We start from the raw sequence: 17812 nt of genomic DNA, 5'->3' as shown, positions 1-17812 counted from the left end.
AAGCATATAAGTAAGGGGAAACGTATACAGTGGATGTATGCGTTTCCCCGGTATAAAATGTGTAAATTACATATTTTTGATGAGCGCGTCGCCGAACTCAGAGCACTTCAGTTCTGTCGCTCCTTCCATTAAGCGGGCGAAGTCATATGTTACTTCTTTCGAAGAAATCGTCTTCTCAATGGAGTTGATAATTAAATCGGCTGCTTCTGCCCATCCCATGTGGCGAAGCATCATTTCACCGGAGAGGATAACAGACGATGGGTTTACTTTATCGAGACCCGCATATTTAGGCGCGGTTCCGTGTGTGGCTTCGAAAATCGCACGGCCTGTAACATAGTTGATGTTAGCACCCGGTGCGATACCGATTCCGCCTACCTGAGCAGCAAGTGCATCGGAAACGTAGTCACCGTTTAGATTCAATGTAGCAACCACATCATACTCAGCTGGACGAGTGAGGATTTGCTGGAGGAATGCATCGGCAATTACATCTTTCACGATGATTTTACCCGCTTGCTCAGCATCTGCCTGCGCCTTGTTCGCTGCGTCTTTTCCCTGCTCATCCGCAATGCGGTCGTACTGCGCCCATGTGAACACATTGTCGCTGAATTCACTTTCAGCCAGTTCATAACCCCATGTCTTGAACGCACCTTCTGTAAACTTCATGATATTTCCTTTATGAACAAGGGTTACACTCTTACGGTTGTTTTCGATGGCGTACTGAATCGCCGCACGTACAAGACGGCTTGTCCCTTCTTTGGAAACAGGCTTAATCCCAATTCCTGATGTTTCAGGGAAACGGATTTTGTTTACGCCCATTTCATTCTGAAGGAAAGAGATAACCTTCTTCACTTCTTCACTGCCTTCATTCCATTCGATGCCAGCATAAATATCTTCTGTATTTTCACGGAAAATAACCATGTCTGTAAGCTCAGGCTGTTTTACCGGAGAAGGTACACCTTCAAAATACTGAACAGGACGAACACAAGCATACAAATCCAATTCCTGGCGCAGCGCCACATTGATGGAACGAATTCCACCGCCAACTGGAGTTGTAAGTGGTCCTTTAATTGCTACAAGGTACTCGTTGATTGCTGTTAATGTATCTTTTGGAAGCCATTCACCATACTCGTTAAAAGCCTTCTCACCGGCAAATACTTCATACCAGGCGATTTTCTTCTCACCACTGTATGCTTTTTCTACTGCAGCGTCCAGAACCCGAACTGATGCATTCCAGATGTCAGGGCCTGTCCCATCCCCTTCGATGAATGGAACGATTGGATTGTTAGGGACGTTTAGCTTCCCCGTATTATCCACCGTAATTTTCTCTCCATGCGTAGGCATTTCATATTTTTCAAAAATTGACACCGTTACCCCTCCCAAGTATGTATTTAAGCAGATAAGGAATTTCTCCCATGTACTTATATAGATGAAATAGGAAAGGGGTTACCGCAGTATCCCCCGTCCTATACCTCAACTTATGAATTAGCGCTCGTTCACAGGAACGTAATGAGCATCTACTGGTCCTACGTATTCAGCACGAGGACGAATGAGGCGGTTGTTGTCATATTGTTCTAAAATGTGGGCTGTCCATCCGGACATCCGGCTGATAGCAAAAATAGGTGTAAAGAGGTCACGCGGAATTCCAAGGCTATGGTATACGGAAGCAGAATAGAAATCGACGTTCGGCTTTAGGCCTTTTTCAGCCGTTACCATTTCATCGATCTTTATAGACATCTCATACCATTGAGGCTGGCCTGTGATTTCTGTTAAACGCTGGGACATTTTACGAAGGTACTTCGCGCGCGGGTCCCCGTCTTTGTATACGCGGTGGCCGAATCCCATAATTTTCACTTTCTCATCAAGGGCTTTACGAATGTAAGATTCTACATTTGCCGGGTCTTTAATTTCTTGAAGCATGGCCATTACAGCCTCATTTGCTCCACCGTGAAGCGGTCCTTTCAAGGCCCCAATTGCCGAAGTAATACCGGAATAAATATCAGAAAGAGTCGCCACAGTTACGCGTGCGGCAAATGTAGAAGCGTTTAATTCATGATCCGCGTGGAGCACTAAAGCTGTATCAAGCGCATCGATCGCAATTTGGTCAGGCTCTTCACCATTTAACATATAAAGGAAGTTTTGGGCAAATCCGAATCCAGGTTTCGGAGCAAGAACTTCTTTGCCTTCGCGAATGCGGTGATAAGCTGCAATTAGCGTGGAAATTTTCGCCTGAAGGCGAGTTGCTTTGCGTAAGTTTGCCTCTCTGGACATATCCTGCGCTTCTGGGTCATAAAGAGCCAGGGCAGATACAACAGTGCGGAGTACAGACATTGGATGGTTATCCGCAGGGAATGTTTTTAATAAAGTAATGATATCCTCAGGAATGGCAGCATTTTCAGCAAGTGCTTTCTTCAAATCATCGAGTTCCGCCTGTTTTGGCAGTCTTCCGTGCCACAGCAAGTATACAACTTCTTCAAAAGAAGCGTTTTCAGCAAGTTCATCAATCTCGATTCCCGCGTATGTAAGAACTCCGTCGATGATAGAACAAACGGAAGATTGCGTTGCAACAATTCCTTCTAATCCTTTACCTGACATAGTATATCTCTCCTTTATCCCTAGTTTATCTGTTGGTCGATCTTCAGAAATACCCTCAATCTTCCACAGAATAAAGCTCAAAAAGCATAAAAAAAAGAGAGAGGATACTTCTTTTGTTTCAGAAATAATTATAGATTATTTCCCCTGATTTGTGAATGTTTCTTTAAAAAAATGTGAAAGATTACTGAACACGCAGGAAAACTTGCTTTTTGTCTCCCACTTATCATAACCTAAAAATAACAAATCGCAAAGCGTCAATACATTTTACTTAAACGAAAGGAGGTTATAATGGATACGACATTGCTTTACCATCGCATCTTTCAAGTTTTACGCTTTCTTCTGGTAGCGGGTGGATTGTATGTCGCTTATAAAACAGCGGCCTTCCTCATACCGTTACTGTACCCGTTTATTATCGGTTTCATTATTGCCTATCTCATTAATAAACCGGTAGATCTGCTGCAGTACCGGGCCAGGTGGCCGCGCTGGCTTGCGGTTACAGGCGTCCTGACGATCGTGATTTTTATTTTACTTGGAATTATTAGTGTCGTCATTGCCCAGGTCGTTATCGAAATCGGCAATTTGCTTGACATGCTGCCTGCCTATATTGACCAGCTTTCCAATTACATAAAGAATTTTATTTCCCAAAGTGTACAATCCGGGCTGTATAATCGTTTCACCAATCTTTATAGTAACCTTGATGAAAGCTACAGAAGCAAAATCCAGGAAAACGTTAGTCTGGGCATGTCGAAAATCGCAGCAACAGGGACCAATTTAACGAAGAGCATCCTGACCGGAATACGAAACTTTTTAAGTTCGATTCCAAACGCGGCAACGGTTATGGTCATTTCTATTCTTTCCGCCTTTTTCCTCAGCAAAGACTATCATAAAATCGGCAGGAAAGTGAGAACTCTTGTGCCGCCTGACTATTTTCGCAAAGGCATGGGTGTGGCCGGCGATTTGCAGAAGGCATTGTTCGGATTTATTAAAGCCCAGCTTACCCTCATCACAATTACAGCCGTCATTGTGGTTATCGGCCTGTTGATTATTGGAGTTCCTTATGCAGTGTCAATTGGCTTGTTAACAGGACTTGTCGATCTTATGCCATACCTTGGAACAGGCGCTGTTTTCGTTCCATGGATCGCTTACGGATTTTTTACCGGCGATTTCCCACTCGTCATTGGTTTATCTATTCTTTATGCGGTCGTGATTATCCAACGGCAAATTATGGAGCCAAAAATCGTTGCCACGAATGTTGGCCTGGATCCCCTGCTTACGCTCGTTGCTCTGTTCACAGGCCTTAAGCTGTTCGGGTTTCTCGGACTGATCATCGGCCCTGTTCTGCTTGTTGTTATCAATGCTTTACAAAATGCCGGGGTGTTCCGTGATGTATGGCTGTACATAAAAGGCGAGCCGCCAAAACAAAAGAGCTGATCCACTGGATCAGCTCTTTCTCGCTGCATAAGAAAGCATATATTGCTTTAAAAGAGTAATGAACTCCCTTTTTTTCTCGTTAGCGAAAACGATTAAAATTAAACATTTCGATTTGTCCGGATTGTATCTTTCTTCGAAGCCATCTCTTCAGAAAAATTTTAGCAATGCTGCGAGTATAAGGGAAAAGGAGGAAAAATCCAACGAAATCCGAAAGAAATCCTGGCGTAAGAAGAAACAACCCTCCGGCAAACACGCAAATTCCGTCGAGGATCGCTTCGCCCGGCAGTTGTCCTCTGCTTAATTGAACCTGTGCCAGATGGAAAATATGCAGCCCTTCTCTCTTCGCAAGCCAGGCGCCTGCCACCCCGGTAGCAATGCAAAGAAGCAGTGTCGGAAACCAGCCAATAATATGGCCCGCAGTAAGCAGAAACCATATCTCTACCGTAGGTACAATAAGCAAAATCAAGATAAGAATACGCAGCATTGCCTCTCCCCCCTTCTCCTACGACTCGTACTCCTTCATTAGAGCGTAAAGCTCAGGCGCTTTTTTCTCCAATCGCACCGGCTTTAGACCCATATCCGTCCACACATGGCCGGTTTCACCGGACACAAGCAATGCCTGATCGACAGCCCGGTAAATCTCGTAAGCGAACGTGAGCCGCACGCTTGAGCAATAAGCGATTTTTGTCCGAATGATAAGCTCATCATCATAGCGGGCAGGGGATTTATATTTTGCGTTCACTTCGCTTACAGGAAGCATAAATCCGATGTCCTCAAAGCGGCGGTAGGAAAATCCGAGTTCACGAATGAGTTCCGTTCTGCCGATTTCAAACCAAACGAGGTAGTTGGCATGATAAACGACCCGCATCTGATCGGTTTCTTCATACCTGACACGTATTGTTGTTTCGAACCACTTCTCCTGTTCTCCCATAATGACCTCACCGCGTTTTCTTTCTTACTTGGTTACAGCACCTGCGCAAAACCGGCATAAATACGGCCAGTAGCCGCATCTACAGTTACTTCGTCTCCCTCTTTAAACGTATCAAGTGCATCTGCTACTCCGACGATAACAGGAATGCCGAGATTAATCCCGACGACGGCAGCATGGGAAGTAAGACCGCCTTCTTCTACGATGAGCGCGGCTGCCTTCTCAATGGCCGGCATCATCTCCTTGTCCGTTCCAGCGGCCACCAGAATGTAACCTTCCTCTGTTATGCTTGAGAAGTCCATGCTTCCTTTCACAACAAATACTTTTCCGGTTGCCGTATTCTGTCCGATCCCCTGCCCTCGCGCTACAACATCACCGACAATATGAACTTTAAGCAGATTGGTTGTACCCGGTTCTCTAACCGGCACACCGGCAGTAATGACAACAAGTTCACCGCGTTTTACGACCCCGGCTCTTACCGCTGTCCGCACGGAAGTGTCAAGCATTTCATCAGTACTATCCGTTATTTCGCTCTGCAGCGGGATGACACCCCATACAAGGGCAAGTTTGCGGCAGACATGGGCATGCGGTGTAACCGCGACAATCGGCGCTTTCGGACGGTATTTCGATACCATACGTGCCGTATGCCCGCTTTCCGTACTTGTAAGAATCGCCGCCGCATCAAGATCAAGCGCAACGTTGGCGACCGCCTGGCTCAGCGCGTCCGGGATCGACGACTGCTTAGCCGATGAATGGGTATGGAGGATCTCACGATAAGCAAGTGCTGATTCTGTCCTTTCGGCAATCCGGTTCATCGTTCTAACCGCCTCGATAGGATATTTACCTGCGGCGGTTTCCCCGGACAGCATAATCGCGTCGGAACCATCGAAAATCGCATTCGCGACATCGCTAGCTTCGGCCCTTGTCGGCCTGGGGTTGCGCTGCATGGAATCCAGCATCTGTGTCGCTGTAATAACAGGCTTTCCGGCATTATTGCACTTACGGATTAAATCTTTCTGAACGAGAGGCACTTCTTCGGCCGGTATTTCTACCCCTAAATCTCCGCGGGCTACCATCAATCCGTCTGAAACGGCGAGGATTTCGGCAGCATTCACAACCCCTTCATGGTTTTCAATCTTAGAAATAATTTGGATATCCGCTCCATGCGCCTCCAGAATTTTTCTGATTTCAAGTACGTCCTCGGACTTTCTCACGAAGGAAGCGGCAATCATGTCAATTCCCTGGATGATGCCAAACTCAATGTCTTTTGCATCCTTCTCTGTAATTCCCGGAAGCCCGATTTGCACGCCCGGTACATTTACACCTTTTCTATCCTTCAGCGTCCCGCCATTGCGAATCTGGCAGTGAATTTCTGCGTTTTCCACCTTTTCAACGGTGAGGCCGATTAATCCGTCATCAATCAAAATGGTAGAGCCGGGACGCACATCGTTCGGAAGCCCTGTATATGTAATCGACACCCTGCTCTCGTTGCCCTTGGTTTCCTCTGTTGTTAAAATAAAAGATTCTCCCTCTTTCAGTTCAACAGACGGCTGATTCAGCAATCCTGTACGAATTTCAGGGCCCTTCGTGTCAAGGAGAATCGCTACATTTTTCCCTAGTTCTTCGGCAGCGCGCCGAATCGAAGCGATCCGGGCCCCGTGCTCCTCGTGGTTTCCATGGGAAAAATTAAGGCGGGCGACATTCATCCCCGCTTCCATAAGGGACTTTAACGTTTCAATCGATTCACTTGCAGGACCAATTGTACAAACAATTTTCGTTTTTCGCATAGTAGAAGAACCTCCTAAATCGTTTCTGTAAGCGTTGCATACCGTCCCATTGATTTGTATTTCTCATAACGGTCAACCACAAGCAGTTCACGACTCAACGGCAGCAGCTCTTCAAGGTGCTTTGTTAACACGCTGCGCAGTGAAGCGGCTGTTTGGGCAAAATCCTTATGCGCTCCTCCCAATGGTTCCGGCACAATCTCATCGATAATGCCCAGCTGTAATAAATCCCGGGCGGTGATTTTCATTGATTCAGCAGCACGCTGTGCCTGGCTCGCGTCTTTCCAGAGCAAAGCCGCTGCCCCTTCCGGCGAGATAACCGAGTAGAAAGAGTTCTCAAACATTAGCAATCGGTTCCCTACTCCAAGGGCGAGCGCTCCGCCGCTGCCCCCTTCTCCGGTTACAACTGAGATAATCGGAACGCCGAATGACGCCATTTCACGCAGGTTTCGGGCAATGGCTTCACTTTGTCCCCGCTCTTCCGCCGCCTTTCCCGGATAAGCACCGGGCGTATTGATAAAGCAAATAATCGGACGGTTAAACTTGTCCGCCTGCTGCATAAGGCGCAGAGCCTTTCTATACCCTTCCGGATGAGGCATCCCGAAGTTGCGGGCAATATTATCCTTTGTATCTTTACCCTTCTGATGCCCCATTACGGTCACAGGCAAACCGTTAAACTTCGCGATCCCCGCTACAATCGCCGCGTCCTCTCCATATAGGCGGTCCCCATGAAGCTCAATGAAGTCTGTAAAAATGGCATTAATAAAATCGAGCGTCGTGGGCCTCTCCGCATGGCGTGCAAGCTGAACCCGCTGCCACGGCGTCAAGTTTCCGTAAATCTCCTGCGCCAGGCTTTTGGCTCTCGCTTCGAGCTTTACGATTTCATCTGAGAAATCAATGTGCTTTTCTTCCGTGAATTTACGGAGCTCTTGAATTTTTGCATTGAGCTCAAGGAGCGGTTTCTCAAAAGATAATTCTCCGGGCATCTACTTTTCCCTCCTTACTGCATGCATATCAAGAAGTTTTCCAAGAACGTCACGCAATTCTTTACGAGGGATTACCTTATCAAGCTGGCCATTTTTGAGAAGAAATTCTGCCGTCTGAAAATCTTCGGGCAGCTCCTGGCGAATGGTCTGTTCAATAATCCGCCGCCCGGCGAACCCGATGAGCGCCCCCGGCTCGGCAAAATTATAATCGCCCAATGAGGCAAAGCTTGCCGAGACGCCCCCTGTTGTAGGATTTGTCATAATAGAAACATATAATCCGCCGGCTGCGCTCAACTTAGCAAGGGCTGCGCTTGTCTTTGCCATCTGCATCAAGCTTAGCACGCCCTCCTGCATCCGGGCACCCCCCGATGCAGAAAAAAGAATAAACGGATATCGTTTTTCTATCGCCTGTTCAATGGCCCGGGCGATTTTTTCACCGACAACGGATCCCATGCTTCCCATGCGGAAACGAGGGTCCATAACCCCAATGACGACAGGAAATCCTTTAATCGTTCCCTCCCCTGTCACAACCGCTTCAGACAGGCCTGACTTTTCCATATCCTTTTCCAGCTTGCTTGTGTAATCTGGAAAGTTCAGCGGATCCTCCGACAGCAAGTCAGCATCGTACTCATAAAAATGTCCGTCATCGAGGGTAATCGCGATCCGTTCAAAAGCCGTCATGGCAAAATGATACCCGCACCCCTGGCAAACTTTTTGGTTTTTTTCAAGTTCCTTTGCGTAAGTGATCGTTCCGCATTGAGCGCATTTTATCATCAGCCCTTCGGGAACTTCTTTCTTTTCCGTGCGCGGTTCTTGAACCTGCCCCGTTGGGATAGTCGCGTACCGGCGCTTTTTATAAAAAATGTCCTTTAACAAAAACAAACACCTCTCTTAAGGCACCTAATGAAGAATAGAATTTAATACTTCCTGTATTTCTTCAAGCTCCCCTTCAGGAACAAGAATTTCAAACTGTTTGGATAAACCGGCCTGGCGAATTTTTACGAGGAAGCCTTCCACGGTTAATTTATCCTGTATTTTTTCAGCCATTTTTGCGCTCGGAGCAATGTAGATGACCGTCCACATCCCGGCTCATCCTCCTTCAAAATATATGTTGCTGCTTACTATTCTAAACCCTATACCCCACATATGCCTAATTAGATTTTCTTTCGCTTACTATAGAATACTGTTCTCCAGGTGGCGAGCCATGTAATCTACTGCTTCCTCCTCATTCCCCGCGCGCATTGCCTCCAGAATTAGCCGATGTTCCTCAAGGGCTTCTTCCGCTCTTCCATCTCTTGATAAGGACTGCTCACGAACGGACTTGCTATACTCAACAAGCGGCACCCAGATCCGGTGAAGCACAGAATTGCGGCTGGAGCGGCAAATCATCCGGTGGAATAAGTAATCTTCTTCCGTTGGAATCTTGCCATCCCGAATGGTTTGTTCGGCCATATGAATAATTCTCTCCATCTCCGCAAAATATTTTTCACTTCCCCTCCTGCATGCAAGGCGAACCGCATCAATCTCCAGTATTTTCCTCATTTCCACAAGATCTTTCCTTGTCTTAAAATCTTTTAACACATAGGCGCCGATTAAATCAATAAGCGTATTGTGGCGGTAATGCTGAATAAATGTGCCTTCTCCTCTTCGGGTCGTAATAAGGCCGAGCAGTTCTAGTGCACGCAGCGCTTCCCGCACAGACGATCTGCCTGCTTGCAGGCGTTCGGAAAGCTCACGTTCGGAAGGAAGTTTATCCCCGGGCCTGAGCCCATCTTCTTTAATAATTCTGTTGATCTCTAATAATATTTCCTGATATACCTTGCGTTGCTCAGACATTTTTATCACACTCGCTTGTATAATGAAAAGCAGTCTGCTGCTGAACGACGTGCTAAACACAGGAAAGAAAGGGGGAATTATTCCCCCTTTCTTCTCTTTCTTCTCTTTAAACTTGGATAAGTGCTGCCTTCATTGTTTCCTTAATTTGCTCCGGGCTTACTTCTCTTCTTGCAACCCCGGTCTCCATTGCCGCTTTTGCGACCGCCTCCGCTACCTGGGGAGCGACGCGCGGGTCAAACGGAGAAGGAATGATATAGTCAGGCGCCAGCTCTTCTTCCTCGATAAGTCCTGCAATTGCACGAACAGCAGCCAGCTTCATCTCTTCGTTAATATCTGTGGCCATTACTTCCAATGCTCCGCGGAAAATCCCGGGGAAGGCAAGCACATTGTTAACCTGGTTCGGGAAATCCGAGCGCCCTGTGCCGATAACGGCAGCGCCTGCCTGCATGGCCTCTTCCGGCATAATCTCAGGTACCGGATTGGCCATCGCAAAAATAATCGGGTTCACATTCATTGACTGAATCATATCCGGCGTCACGGAACCGGCTACGGATACGCCGATAAACACGTCCGCCCCCTGCATTACCTGTGCGAGAGTGCCTTCCGTCTTCTTCCGGTTTGTAATCACGGCGATTTCGTTTTTAATGGCGTTCATCCCATACGGACGCCCTTCATAGATGGCTCCCTTTGAATCACACATAATGACGTCTTTCACTCCCATGGAGAGCAAAAGCTTACTAATCGCAATTCCCGCCGCTCCTGCACCGTTAGCCACGACTGAAATATCCTTCATCTCTTTGTTTACGATTTTTAATGCATTCAGCAGCCCTGCAGCCGTAACGATCGCTGTTCCATGCTGGTCATCATGGAATACCGGGATGTTTAATTCCTTCTTTAATCTTTCTTCAATTACAAAACAATTCGGAGCCGCAATGTCTTCAAGATTGATCCCGCCGAAGGTCGGTTCTAAATACTTCACCGTCCTGATAATCTCCTCCGGATCCTGCGTGCGCAAGCAAATAGGAAACGCATCCACCCCCGCAAAAGATTTGAACAACACAGCCTTCCCTTCCATAACAGGGAGCGCTCCTTCCGGCCCAATATTGCCGAGCCCAAGTACAGCCGAACCGTCAGAAACGACGGCGACCATATTTCCTTTGGCCGTATAATCATACACCTTCTGAGGGTTATCAAAAATATCTTTGCAAGGTTCGGCAACCCCCGGAGAATACGCCAGGCTTAAATCTTTTGCGCTATTAAGAGGGACCTTTGACTCGATGCGAATTTTCCCCTGATTTTCTTTATGCAGTTTGAGAGCTTCCTCACGCAGCTTCGGCACTTCTTACCACTCCTTTTTTGATTTAGGACTCCGATTTTCTTCTAGTGGTCTGACCACTTCTTCATTATTATCCCATTATACCAGAAGTGGAAGGTGTGTAAACAACGTGAGTGTTTTATTTACCGGCTTACAGCGCTGAATTTTATAAATTTTTCACAATTATCTGACCACTACCAACTATTTCCTCAATCTTTCTCACCATTTCAGCATTTGGCTCAATAGAATGATCTGCAGACAGCCTTACGTATTGTTTTTTTGAAGCATAGTAAAGGATAACCGGGCATACTCCAGGCGCGCGTAACAGGATGTTCTGCAGAACGCCTAATTGGCGGCTGTTCTCCTCGATTCTTTTCTCGATTTTTATAAATACGTTCCTTCGCGAACCGCTGCTTCCTTCTTCCACTGGCAGAGGCTTCAGTTCATTGATATCTTTTATACGGTCTGCGATGCATTTTACATCCTCACCCTGGCAATCGGCTTTCCCTTCAATCACCAGCAGCCGGCCTTTTTTCAAGAGATGCGCCGCCTGGCCGTACACCCCGGGGAAGACGACAATTTCCCTATTTGACATTTTATCTTCAAGCTGAACAAAGGCCATGGGCTGCCCTTTTTTTGTGGATATGCTCCGCACGGCGCTTACCATCCCGATCAGGCGGACGTCCTGTTTGTCCTTCATCTCACCAAGCCGGTGCAGTGGGGTAACGGAAGGATGCCTGCACAATTGCGCATATTCATCCATCGGATGCCCTGAAAGATGAAACCCGAGCAGATCTCTTTCCTGTTCAAGCATTTCCTTCTGCTGGAAGGGCTGGACTGCCGAAGACAGCACCGGTGCCGAATTTGCCCCTTCCTGATTCTCTCCAAACAGCCCCAGCTGGCTTTGCTCTTTCTCACTGCGCATTTTCTGGCTCCATGACAGAGCTTCGTCGAGCCCGGCCAGAAAAGCCGCACGGTGCCCGGGGAAGGAATCCATCGCCCCGCTTAAAACCAAGGCTTCCAGCACCCGTTTATTACATATTCGCTGATCAATGCGCAGACAGAAATCATACAAATCCTTAAAAGGCTTCCTTCTTCTCTCCTCCACTATGGCCCGGACTGCTTGTACTCCTACATTCTTAATGGCACCAAGGCCGAAACGGATGGAGTCGCCTTCCACTGTAAAGTGAGCGCTGCTGCAGTTCACATCAGGGGGCAGAACCGGGATGGAGCGTCGTTTGCATTCTTCCACGTATTCCGCTGTTTTGTCTATGCTTCCCTGCGATATCGCAAGCAAAGAAGCCATAAAAGGCACAGGGTGGTTCGCTTTAAGATACGCCATTTGATACGCAATCAATCCGTAAGCAGCGCTGTGGCTCCGGTTGAATCCATAGTCTGCGAAGCGGACGATTAAATCATACAGCCGGTTGGAGAGAGCTGCATCATAGCCCTGGCGGAGCGAGCCTGCTACGAACTTATCCCGCTGCTCCTGAAGCAGCTCCTTTTTCTTCTTAGAAACCGCGCGGCGCAGAATATCCGCCTCCCCGAGCGTAAACCCGGCTACGCTGGAGGCAATTTGCATAATTTGCTCCTGGTACAGAATAAAGCCGTACGTATCCTTAAGAATGGGCTCTAAAACCGGATGAAAATAGGTAATTTGTTTTTTTCCGTGTTTGGTGGCTGCGAATTCAGGAATGAACTCCATCGGCCCTGGCCGGAAAAGAGCGAGCACGGCGACAATGTCCTCAAATCCGGATGGTCTCACCTCCCGGAGAACATGGCGCATACCCGATGATTCCAACTGAAATACACCGGACGTGTCGGCATCGGCGAGCATCCGGTACGTCCGCTCGTCATCAAGCGGAAGCCGCGATAAATCAATCCGTTTTCCTTCCTGCTCCTCAATCATTCGCACAGCATACTCAAGAAGCGTTAGATTGCGCAGTCCGAGAAAATCCATCTTCAATAATCCGACATCCTCAAGCGACTCCATCGAATACTGGGTAAGCGCATGATTTTCATGGCCTTGCTGGAGGGGCACATAGTGGGTCAGCGGTTCCCGGGAAATAATCACACCCGCGGCATGCGTGGAAGCATGCCGCGGCAGCCCTTCCACTGCGCGGGCCAGCTGCATCAGTTTCTCCACCTGAGGACTTTCTTCCACCGCCTGCTGCAATTGCGTGTTTTTCCGTACCGCTTTTTCCAGCGTAATTCCCGGTTCGGAAGGAATCATTTTCGCCACCCGGTCAACGGTCTGTGGAGATACTCCTAAGACACGGCCTACGTCCCTGACAGCAGCCCGGGCTGCCATCGTTCCAAATGTAATGATTTGCGCTACCCGATCTGTGCCGTACTTGTTTACAACGTACGCAATGACCTCATCCCGCCTGTCGTAGCTAAAATCTACGTCAATATCCGGCATGCTTACCCGTTCCGGGTTGAGGAACCGCTCAAACAAAAGATTGTATTTAACCGGGTCAATATCCGTAATCTGCAGGGCATAGGCGACAAGGCTGCCTGCGGCCGATCCCCTCCCCGGGCCTACAGCAATCCCCTGCTGTTTCGCATGGCGGATAAAATCCCATACGATAAGGAAGTAATCCGAGAATCCCATATTTTTAATGACGCCTAACTCATAATCAAGGCGCTCCTTCACCCCGTCTGCGTACTGTCCGTAGCGATAGTCCAACCCGTCATAACAAAGCCGGCGCAAATATTTATCGGGATCTGTGCCCTCGGGTAAAGGAAAGTGCGGTAAAACAGGTGTGCCGAGAGGAAGTTCAAAGCGGCACCGCTCAGCGATACGGACTGTATTTTCAAGCGCCTCGGGCAGAAAAACGAACAGTTCCTCCATCTCCTGCGGGCTCTTTAAATAATGCTCCTTCGTCTTATAGCGGACACGGCCTGCATCATCGATTGCCTTGCCCTGACTAATACAAAGCAGCACGTCATGGATATCCGCTTCTTGCTTTTCTATGTAATGGACATCGTTTGCAGCGACCAGCGGAATGCTTGTTTCCCTGCTTAAGACTGCCGTCCGCTGATTGATAACCCTCTGCTCATCCTGTTCGTGATCCTGAAGCTCAAGAAAGAAATTGCCCTGTCCAAATAGCTGCCCGTATAAATTCGCGGCTTGAACCGCTTCCTCCGTACGTCCTTCCCGGAGGAGGTGTCCGATTTCCCCATCCTGCCCTCCACTAAGGGCAATGATCCCCTGCGAAAACTCGGCCAGTTCGTTTTTTGTAACGAATGGTGTATGGCTTCCGTTAAGCTGGGCTCTGGAAACAAGTCTCATCAAGTTCTGATACCCTTCCATTGTTTCTGCAAGGAGAACCAGGGAAAATATAAGCCTGTCTTTTGCCTTGTCCTTCCCGGTCGCATTGCTGTTCACTATATGCAATTCCGCTCCGATAATCGGCTGGATTCCCTCTTCATGGCAGGCTTTATAGAAAGGAATCGTTCCATACATGACGCATGCATCAGTGAGGGCAATGGCTTTCATCCCCAGTTCAGCCGCTCTTTTTACCAGTGGCCGAATGCGCGCAGTGCTGTCGAGCAAACTGTATTCACTATGTACATGAAGATGGACAAATGGTGCGTCCATATTTCGACTCCCCCTTTATTGCTGTTACTCTTTATTATACGATATGCCGTGTATAAGATCGCATGTTCTCTTTCATAATTCGTCCCTTGTCCCCATACATATTATAGATACTACTTTTAAAAGAAAGCTGGGATATAAGTGAGCAGGATTATGCTGGCAAAGCTTATCATTGATATGGCGACTTATTTCTTTGTTGCGTTTGGTATTGTGCTGGGTGGCTCCTTGCTCGGGGGAATTGCGGCTTTTTTAACCAAACAGCCCCCTTTTCTAAGAATGGACTCGCTCGCTGCGCAATTAAAAATATGGGGACTTGCAGGTGCACTTGGAGGAACATTCGATTCATTTATGCAAATCGAACGAGTGTTTAATGAAGGTGATATTTCCCCCATTATTAAACAAATTATTTTTATCATCAGCGCGTTCATGGGCGCTCATACAAGTGCGCTGATGGTGCAGTGGCTTGTCCAGGGAGATAAGTAATGCGTGTTCCATCCAGCCGTTATTGGTATCGCCATATCCGCTTTATTATTGTATTTATTTTCGGAATGATTATTGGCGCTTCTGTTTTTCTTGTTCTGCTTGGGGGTCAACTGGACATGCTCCACCTTAAAATCCGCAAGCTTGAATCAGAGAACGTTCATTACGTAGAAGAAAACATCCTTCTGAAAGACTTGGAAAAAAAGATGGTTCAAAAACAAAAAACAGTGGTAAAAGAAATAAAACTGCACATTACTGCACCGAACGGGTTTATTGAGGCTGAAATTGAAAAGAAGATGGCACGTGATCTTATCTTTTTGAAAGGGCGCCCGGTAGAGTATGTGGCCGACTTTCATGCGGGCCTTATTATGATAATAACAGATCGAAAATACAAAATTGAGAATCAAACCTATGTTGTTCGCCCTAAAATCCTTATTATTGCACCGGCCCTCCAACTGTATGTGAATGTGGAAAAAGACAAATAATGATCCTACAATTATGTGACACGGACGATTGGACTCTCGTCAAATTCACAAAATTCTTGTAAAATTAAATCATAGTTAAGATACTGCCGGTGAACTTTATACGATTCCGTGGTTTTTTTTCCCTGGAAGAACTGCAGTCACTGAATGCTAGAAGGAGGAATTTTATCATGGTCATCAGTCGAAGAGAAATGGCACGCGCCAAAGTTGAGAAATTAAAAAATGGTTTTTCCGCCTTCTCGGAAACATCAGAAGTTATTGAACTCATAGAGAAGTACATTAGAGAAGAAAACCTTGACGTTCACGTGGATAGAACTCCACTGGGCTGCTGGTTTATTCCTGCAAACAAAAACGAACCGGAATAATCAAGGATAATAACCGCGCTCCTCCCTCTCGGAATCACATGGGAGAAACGCGGTTTTCTTATTCATGAGCGAAAAATAAGAGATTCCTTACGGAAAAAGGAAGACGCAATAAAAATAGCGACAGCCATATAGGCGAGAGATGTGCCCACTACGGTGAGCATATGGCCTCCGTTAGTCACTCCGTAAAACAATTCTTTCATAATCGATATCACATTGAAAATAGGCAGGTAGAAATAAAGGAGCGGAATATCCTTGGCCCCTGTCTGCATCATCAGGTAAGCGGGCACCATGGCAACGATAATTAAGGGAGACATATACGTTTGAGCTTCTTTGAAGCTTTTCGCAAACGTACTGAGTGTAATTTCCAGTCCTGCGAACATCCCTGAGAGAAGAATCATTAACAAGAAAACAAACAAAATGACAGAAGGCCCCGGCATTTCCAGCGAAAGCGGCGCATCTCCCGCCACCAGAGACGGCAGCTTCCCCATCGTAAAGAGCAGTGTGGTAAGGGAAGCAACGGCGCTTACGCACCCCATAATGGTAACAACGATTAATTTGCCCGCCAGGATGGAACGGCTGCCAACCGGTGTAGTAAGCAGCGCCTCAAGCGTTCCCCGCTCCTTCTCACCTGCAATGATATCCGTTGCTGCCGGCACCCCTCCGGAAACAACCGACATCACGAGCATGAGGGGAATCAGGAGCGACAGAAACGAACCCGACATCTGCTTATCTGTTGCCACGCTTACCTGTTTCGTATCCAGCGGGGTCAGCACCTCACTGGATATTTTTAAGTCTTCCAATCGTTTTGCCAGCAGCTGCCCGTTCATTTTATCCAACTGTTCTTTAAGAAGCGAGCTTGCAATCTGTGATTTATTGTCCGCCGAATCATAGAGCAGGGTAACCGAAACGGGCTGTTTTCCTGCCGCCTTCTCGTAATAATGTGAATCAACAAGCACGGCTCCCCGAATTTCCCCTTCTTGAATAGCTTTCTTCACATCCGGAATCCCCGTTTTTATTATGAAATTACCTGTCGAAGCAAGCCACCCCTTCACCTGTCCCGCCTCATCCTGAACGCTAATCGGCACGTAATTGCGAGCCTCCTCGTTTGCCCTCGACATTGTAAACGCCATAATAAAGAAAAGGAGCGGAATGAACAGAACGGGGATAAATAATGTAGTAATCCATGTTTTGCGATCGCGGAATAAGTCTTTGAGTTCTTTTTGAACGATCGTACGGATTTGCCTTGTTTTCATTTGTCCTCTCCTATCATGTTCATAAAGATGTGCTCTAAGTCCTCCATTTCTCTTTCCGCAAATAGAGGTTCCAGGGGACCATCAAACTTTACTTTTCCATGGTGAATCATGACAACGCGATCGCACAGCTTTTTGACTTCCTCCATAATGTGGCTGGAAAACACAATGGTCTTTCCTCTTGTCTTCATATCGCCAATTAAGTTTCTCATCCCGAACGCGGACGTGACATCCAGGCCGGATGTCGGCTCATCAAGGAGAATGATGTCGGGATCATGGATAATGGAACGGGCAATCGCAACTTTCTGGCGCATCCCTTTAGAAAACTCTCCTACCCTTTTATCTAAAAAGGCATCCAGCCCAAAATAATGAACAAGCCGGCTTACATTCTCGTCTAGTCTCGCACGGGGAATCTCATACAATTGTCCAAAATAGTAGATATTCTCTCTCGCCGTTAACCGGTTGTACAGCCCGGTTTCGCCGCCGAACAGGATTCCGATTCTGCGCCGGACTTCCAGCTGCTGGCGCACCGTATCAAAACCTGCCACCGTAATCGTGCCTTCCGTCGGTGCCAGCACAGTAGAGAGCATGCGCAGAAGCGTTGTTTTGCCTGCCCCATTCTCACCAAGCAGCCCAATGACCTCCCCTCTCCTCACAGTAAGGCTTACCTGCTCCAGCACCTTCTTCGTTTTAAAGCTTTTACTCACGTTTTCAATTACAATCAAAATTTTCCCCTCCTTTCTAAAGGTATGCGAGCCTGCC

The 17812-nt window shown here is 47.4% G+C and carries 17 protein-coding genes; 4 read left to right on the top strand and 13 right to left on the bottom strand.

Annotated elements, in window-relative coordinates; all coding sequences use genetic code 11:
• Window positions 1-66: 66 nt before the first annotated feature.
• The gene (gene icd, locus MBEAL2_RS15280) at window positions 67-1341 is read right to left on the bottom strand and encodes an NADP-dependent isocitrate dehydrogenase (RefSeq protein WP_152667810.1); all 1275 of its coding nucleotides are present in this window, start codon (window positions 1339-1341) and stop codon (window positions 67-69) included.
• Window positions 1342-1482: 141 nt separating this feature from the next.
• Window positions 1483-2592: a citrate synthase gene (gene citZ, locus MBEAL2_RS15275; protein WP_047153139.1), complete on the bottom strand. Its 1110-nt coding sequence runs from the start codon at window positions 2590-2592 to the stop codon at window positions 1483-1485.
• Between the two features lie 288 nt (window positions 2593-2880).
• On the opposite strand from citZ, the gene ytvI reads away from it, so the two are divergent.
• On the top strand, window positions 2881-4023 hold the full coding sequence (ytvI, locus tag MBEAL2_RS15270; RefSeq protein WP_047153138.1) for a sporulation integral membrane protein YtvI: 1143 nt from the start codon (window positions 2881-2883) through the stop codon (window positions 4021-4023).
• A 79-nt stretch (window positions 4024-4102) separates the two neighbouring features.
• Here the strand turns inward: ytvI and MBEAL2_RS15265 are convergent, their stop codons facing one another.
• The 9 genes from MBEAL2_RS15265 to MBEAL2_RS15225 all read right to left on the bottom strand — a co-directional run bounded on the left by MBEAL2_RS15265 (window position 4103) and on the right by MBEAL2_RS15225 (window position 14476).
• Window positions 4103-4507: an FxsA family protein gene (locus tag MBEAL2_RS15265; RefSeq protein ID WP_047153137.1), complete on the bottom strand. Its 405-nt coding sequence runs from the start codon at window positions 4505-4507 to the stop codon at window positions 4103-4105.
• Window positions 4508-4525: 18 nt separating this feature from the next.
• On the bottom strand, window positions 4526-4954 hold the full coding sequence (locus tag MBEAL2_RS15260) for an acyl-CoA thioesterase (RefSeq protein WP_047153136.1): 429 nt from the start codon (window positions 4952-4954) through the stop codon (window positions 4526-4528).
• Between the two features lie 32 nt (window positions 4955-4986).
• Entirely contained in the window at window positions 4987-6738 is a 1752-nt protein-coding gene (gene pyk, locus MBEAL2_RS15255; RefSeq protein ID WP_047153135.1) for a pyruvate kinase, read from the bottom strand.
• Between the two features lie 14 nt (window positions 6739-6752).
• A complete protein-coding gene (gene accA, locus MBEAL2_RS15250) occupies window positions 6753-7721 on the bottom strand; it encodes an acetyl-CoA carboxylase carboxyl transferase subunit alpha (protein ID WP_047153134.1) in 969 nt (322 codons plus the stop codon).
• Window positions 7722-8597, bottom strand: coding sequence for an acetyl-CoA carboxylase, carboxyltransferase subunit beta (gene accD / locus MBEAL2_RS15245; RefSeq protein WP_047153133.1), 876 nt, complete (start codon window positions 8595-8597; stop codon window positions 7722-7724).
• Window positions 8598-8621: 24 nt separating this feature from the next.
• Complete coding sequence (locus tag MBEAL2_RS15240) at window positions 8622-8804, bottom strand: hypothetical protein (RefSeq protein WP_047153132.1); 183 nt, start codon at window positions 8802-8804, stop codon at window positions 8622-8624.
• A gap of 90 nt (window positions 8805-8894) precedes the next feature.
• The gene (locus tag MBEAL2_RS15235) at window positions 8895-9566 is read right to left on the bottom strand and encodes a FadR/GntR family transcriptional regulator (protein ID WP_047153167.1); all 672 of its coding nucleotides are present in this window, start codon (window positions 9564-9566) and stop codon (window positions 8895-8897) included.
• 97 nt (window positions 9567-9663) lie between these two features.
• Window positions 9664-10896, bottom strand: coding sequence for an NADP-dependent malic enzyme (gene ystJ, locus MBEAL2_RS15230; protein ID WP_047153131.1), 1233 nt, complete (start codon window positions 10894-10896; stop codon window positions 9664-9666).
• Between the two features lie 142 nt (window positions 10897-11038).
• Window positions 11039-14476 (bottom strand): DNA polymerase III subunit alpha, encoded by a 3438-nt coding sequence (locus MBEAL2_RS15225; protein WP_047153130.1) that lies wholly within the window; start codon window positions 14474-14476, stop codon window positions 11039-11041.
• 138 nt (window positions 14477-14614) lie between these two features.
• On the opposite strand from MBEAL2_RS15225, the gene MBEAL2_RS15220 reads away from it, so the two are divergent.
• From MBEAL2_RS15220 to MBEAL2_RS15210, 3 genes are all read left to right on the top strand, one after another.
• A complete protein-coding gene (locus tag MBEAL2_RS15220; protein ID WP_439644875.1) occupies window positions 14615-14956 on the top strand; it encodes a YtrH family sporulation protein in 342 nt (113 codons plus the stop codon).
• Window positions 14956-15438 (top strand): sporulation membrane protein YtrI, encoded by a 483-nt coding sequence (locus MBEAL2_RS15215; RefSeq protein ID WP_047153128.1) that lies wholly within the window; start codon window positions 14956-14958, stop codon window positions 15436-15438. The genes MBEAL2_RS15220 and MBEAL2_RS15215 overlap by 1 nt, the downstream gene beginning before the upstream one ends.
• A 167-nt stretch (window positions 15439-15605) precedes the next feature.
• Window positions 15606-15800 carry a YtzJ family protein gene (locus tag MBEAL2_RS15210; protein WP_052947745.1) on the top strand — a complete coding sequence of 65 codons (195 nt, stop codon included), beginning with the start codon at window positions 15606-15608 and terminating at the stop codon, window positions 15798-15800.
• Window positions 15801-15862: 62 nt separating this feature from the next.
• On the opposite strand, the gene MBEAL2_RS15205 is transcribed toward MBEAL2_RS15210, so the two are convergent.
• Together MBEAL2_RS15205 and MBEAL2_RS15200 are read right to left on the bottom strand one after the other, a co-directional pair.
• Window positions 15863-17053: an ABC transporter permease gene (locus tag MBEAL2_RS15205; protein ID WP_047153127.1), complete on the bottom strand. Its 1191-nt coding sequence runs from the start codon at window positions 17051-17053 to the stop codon at window positions 15863-15865.
• The gene (locus tag MBEAL2_RS15200) at window positions 17050-17775 is read right to left on the bottom strand and encodes an ABC transporter ATP-binding protein (protein ID WP_047153126.1); all 726 of its coding nucleotides are present in this window, start codon (window positions 17773-17775) and stop codon (window positions 17050-17052) included. The genes MBEAL2_RS15205 and MBEAL2_RS15200 overlap by 4 nt, the downstream gene beginning before the upstream one ends.
• Window positions 17776-17812 lie beyond the last annotated feature (37 nt).

The organism is Aneurinibacillus tyrosinisolvens, from assembly GCF_001015055.1.
Classification (GTDB): domain Bacteria; phylum Bacillota; class Bacilli; order Aneurinibacillales; family Aneurinibacillaceae; genus Aneurinibacillus_A; species Aneurinibacillus_A tyrosinisolvens.
Note: the sequence above shows the minus strand (reverse complement) of the source record. Positions and strands in the feature narration are given on the sequence as shown.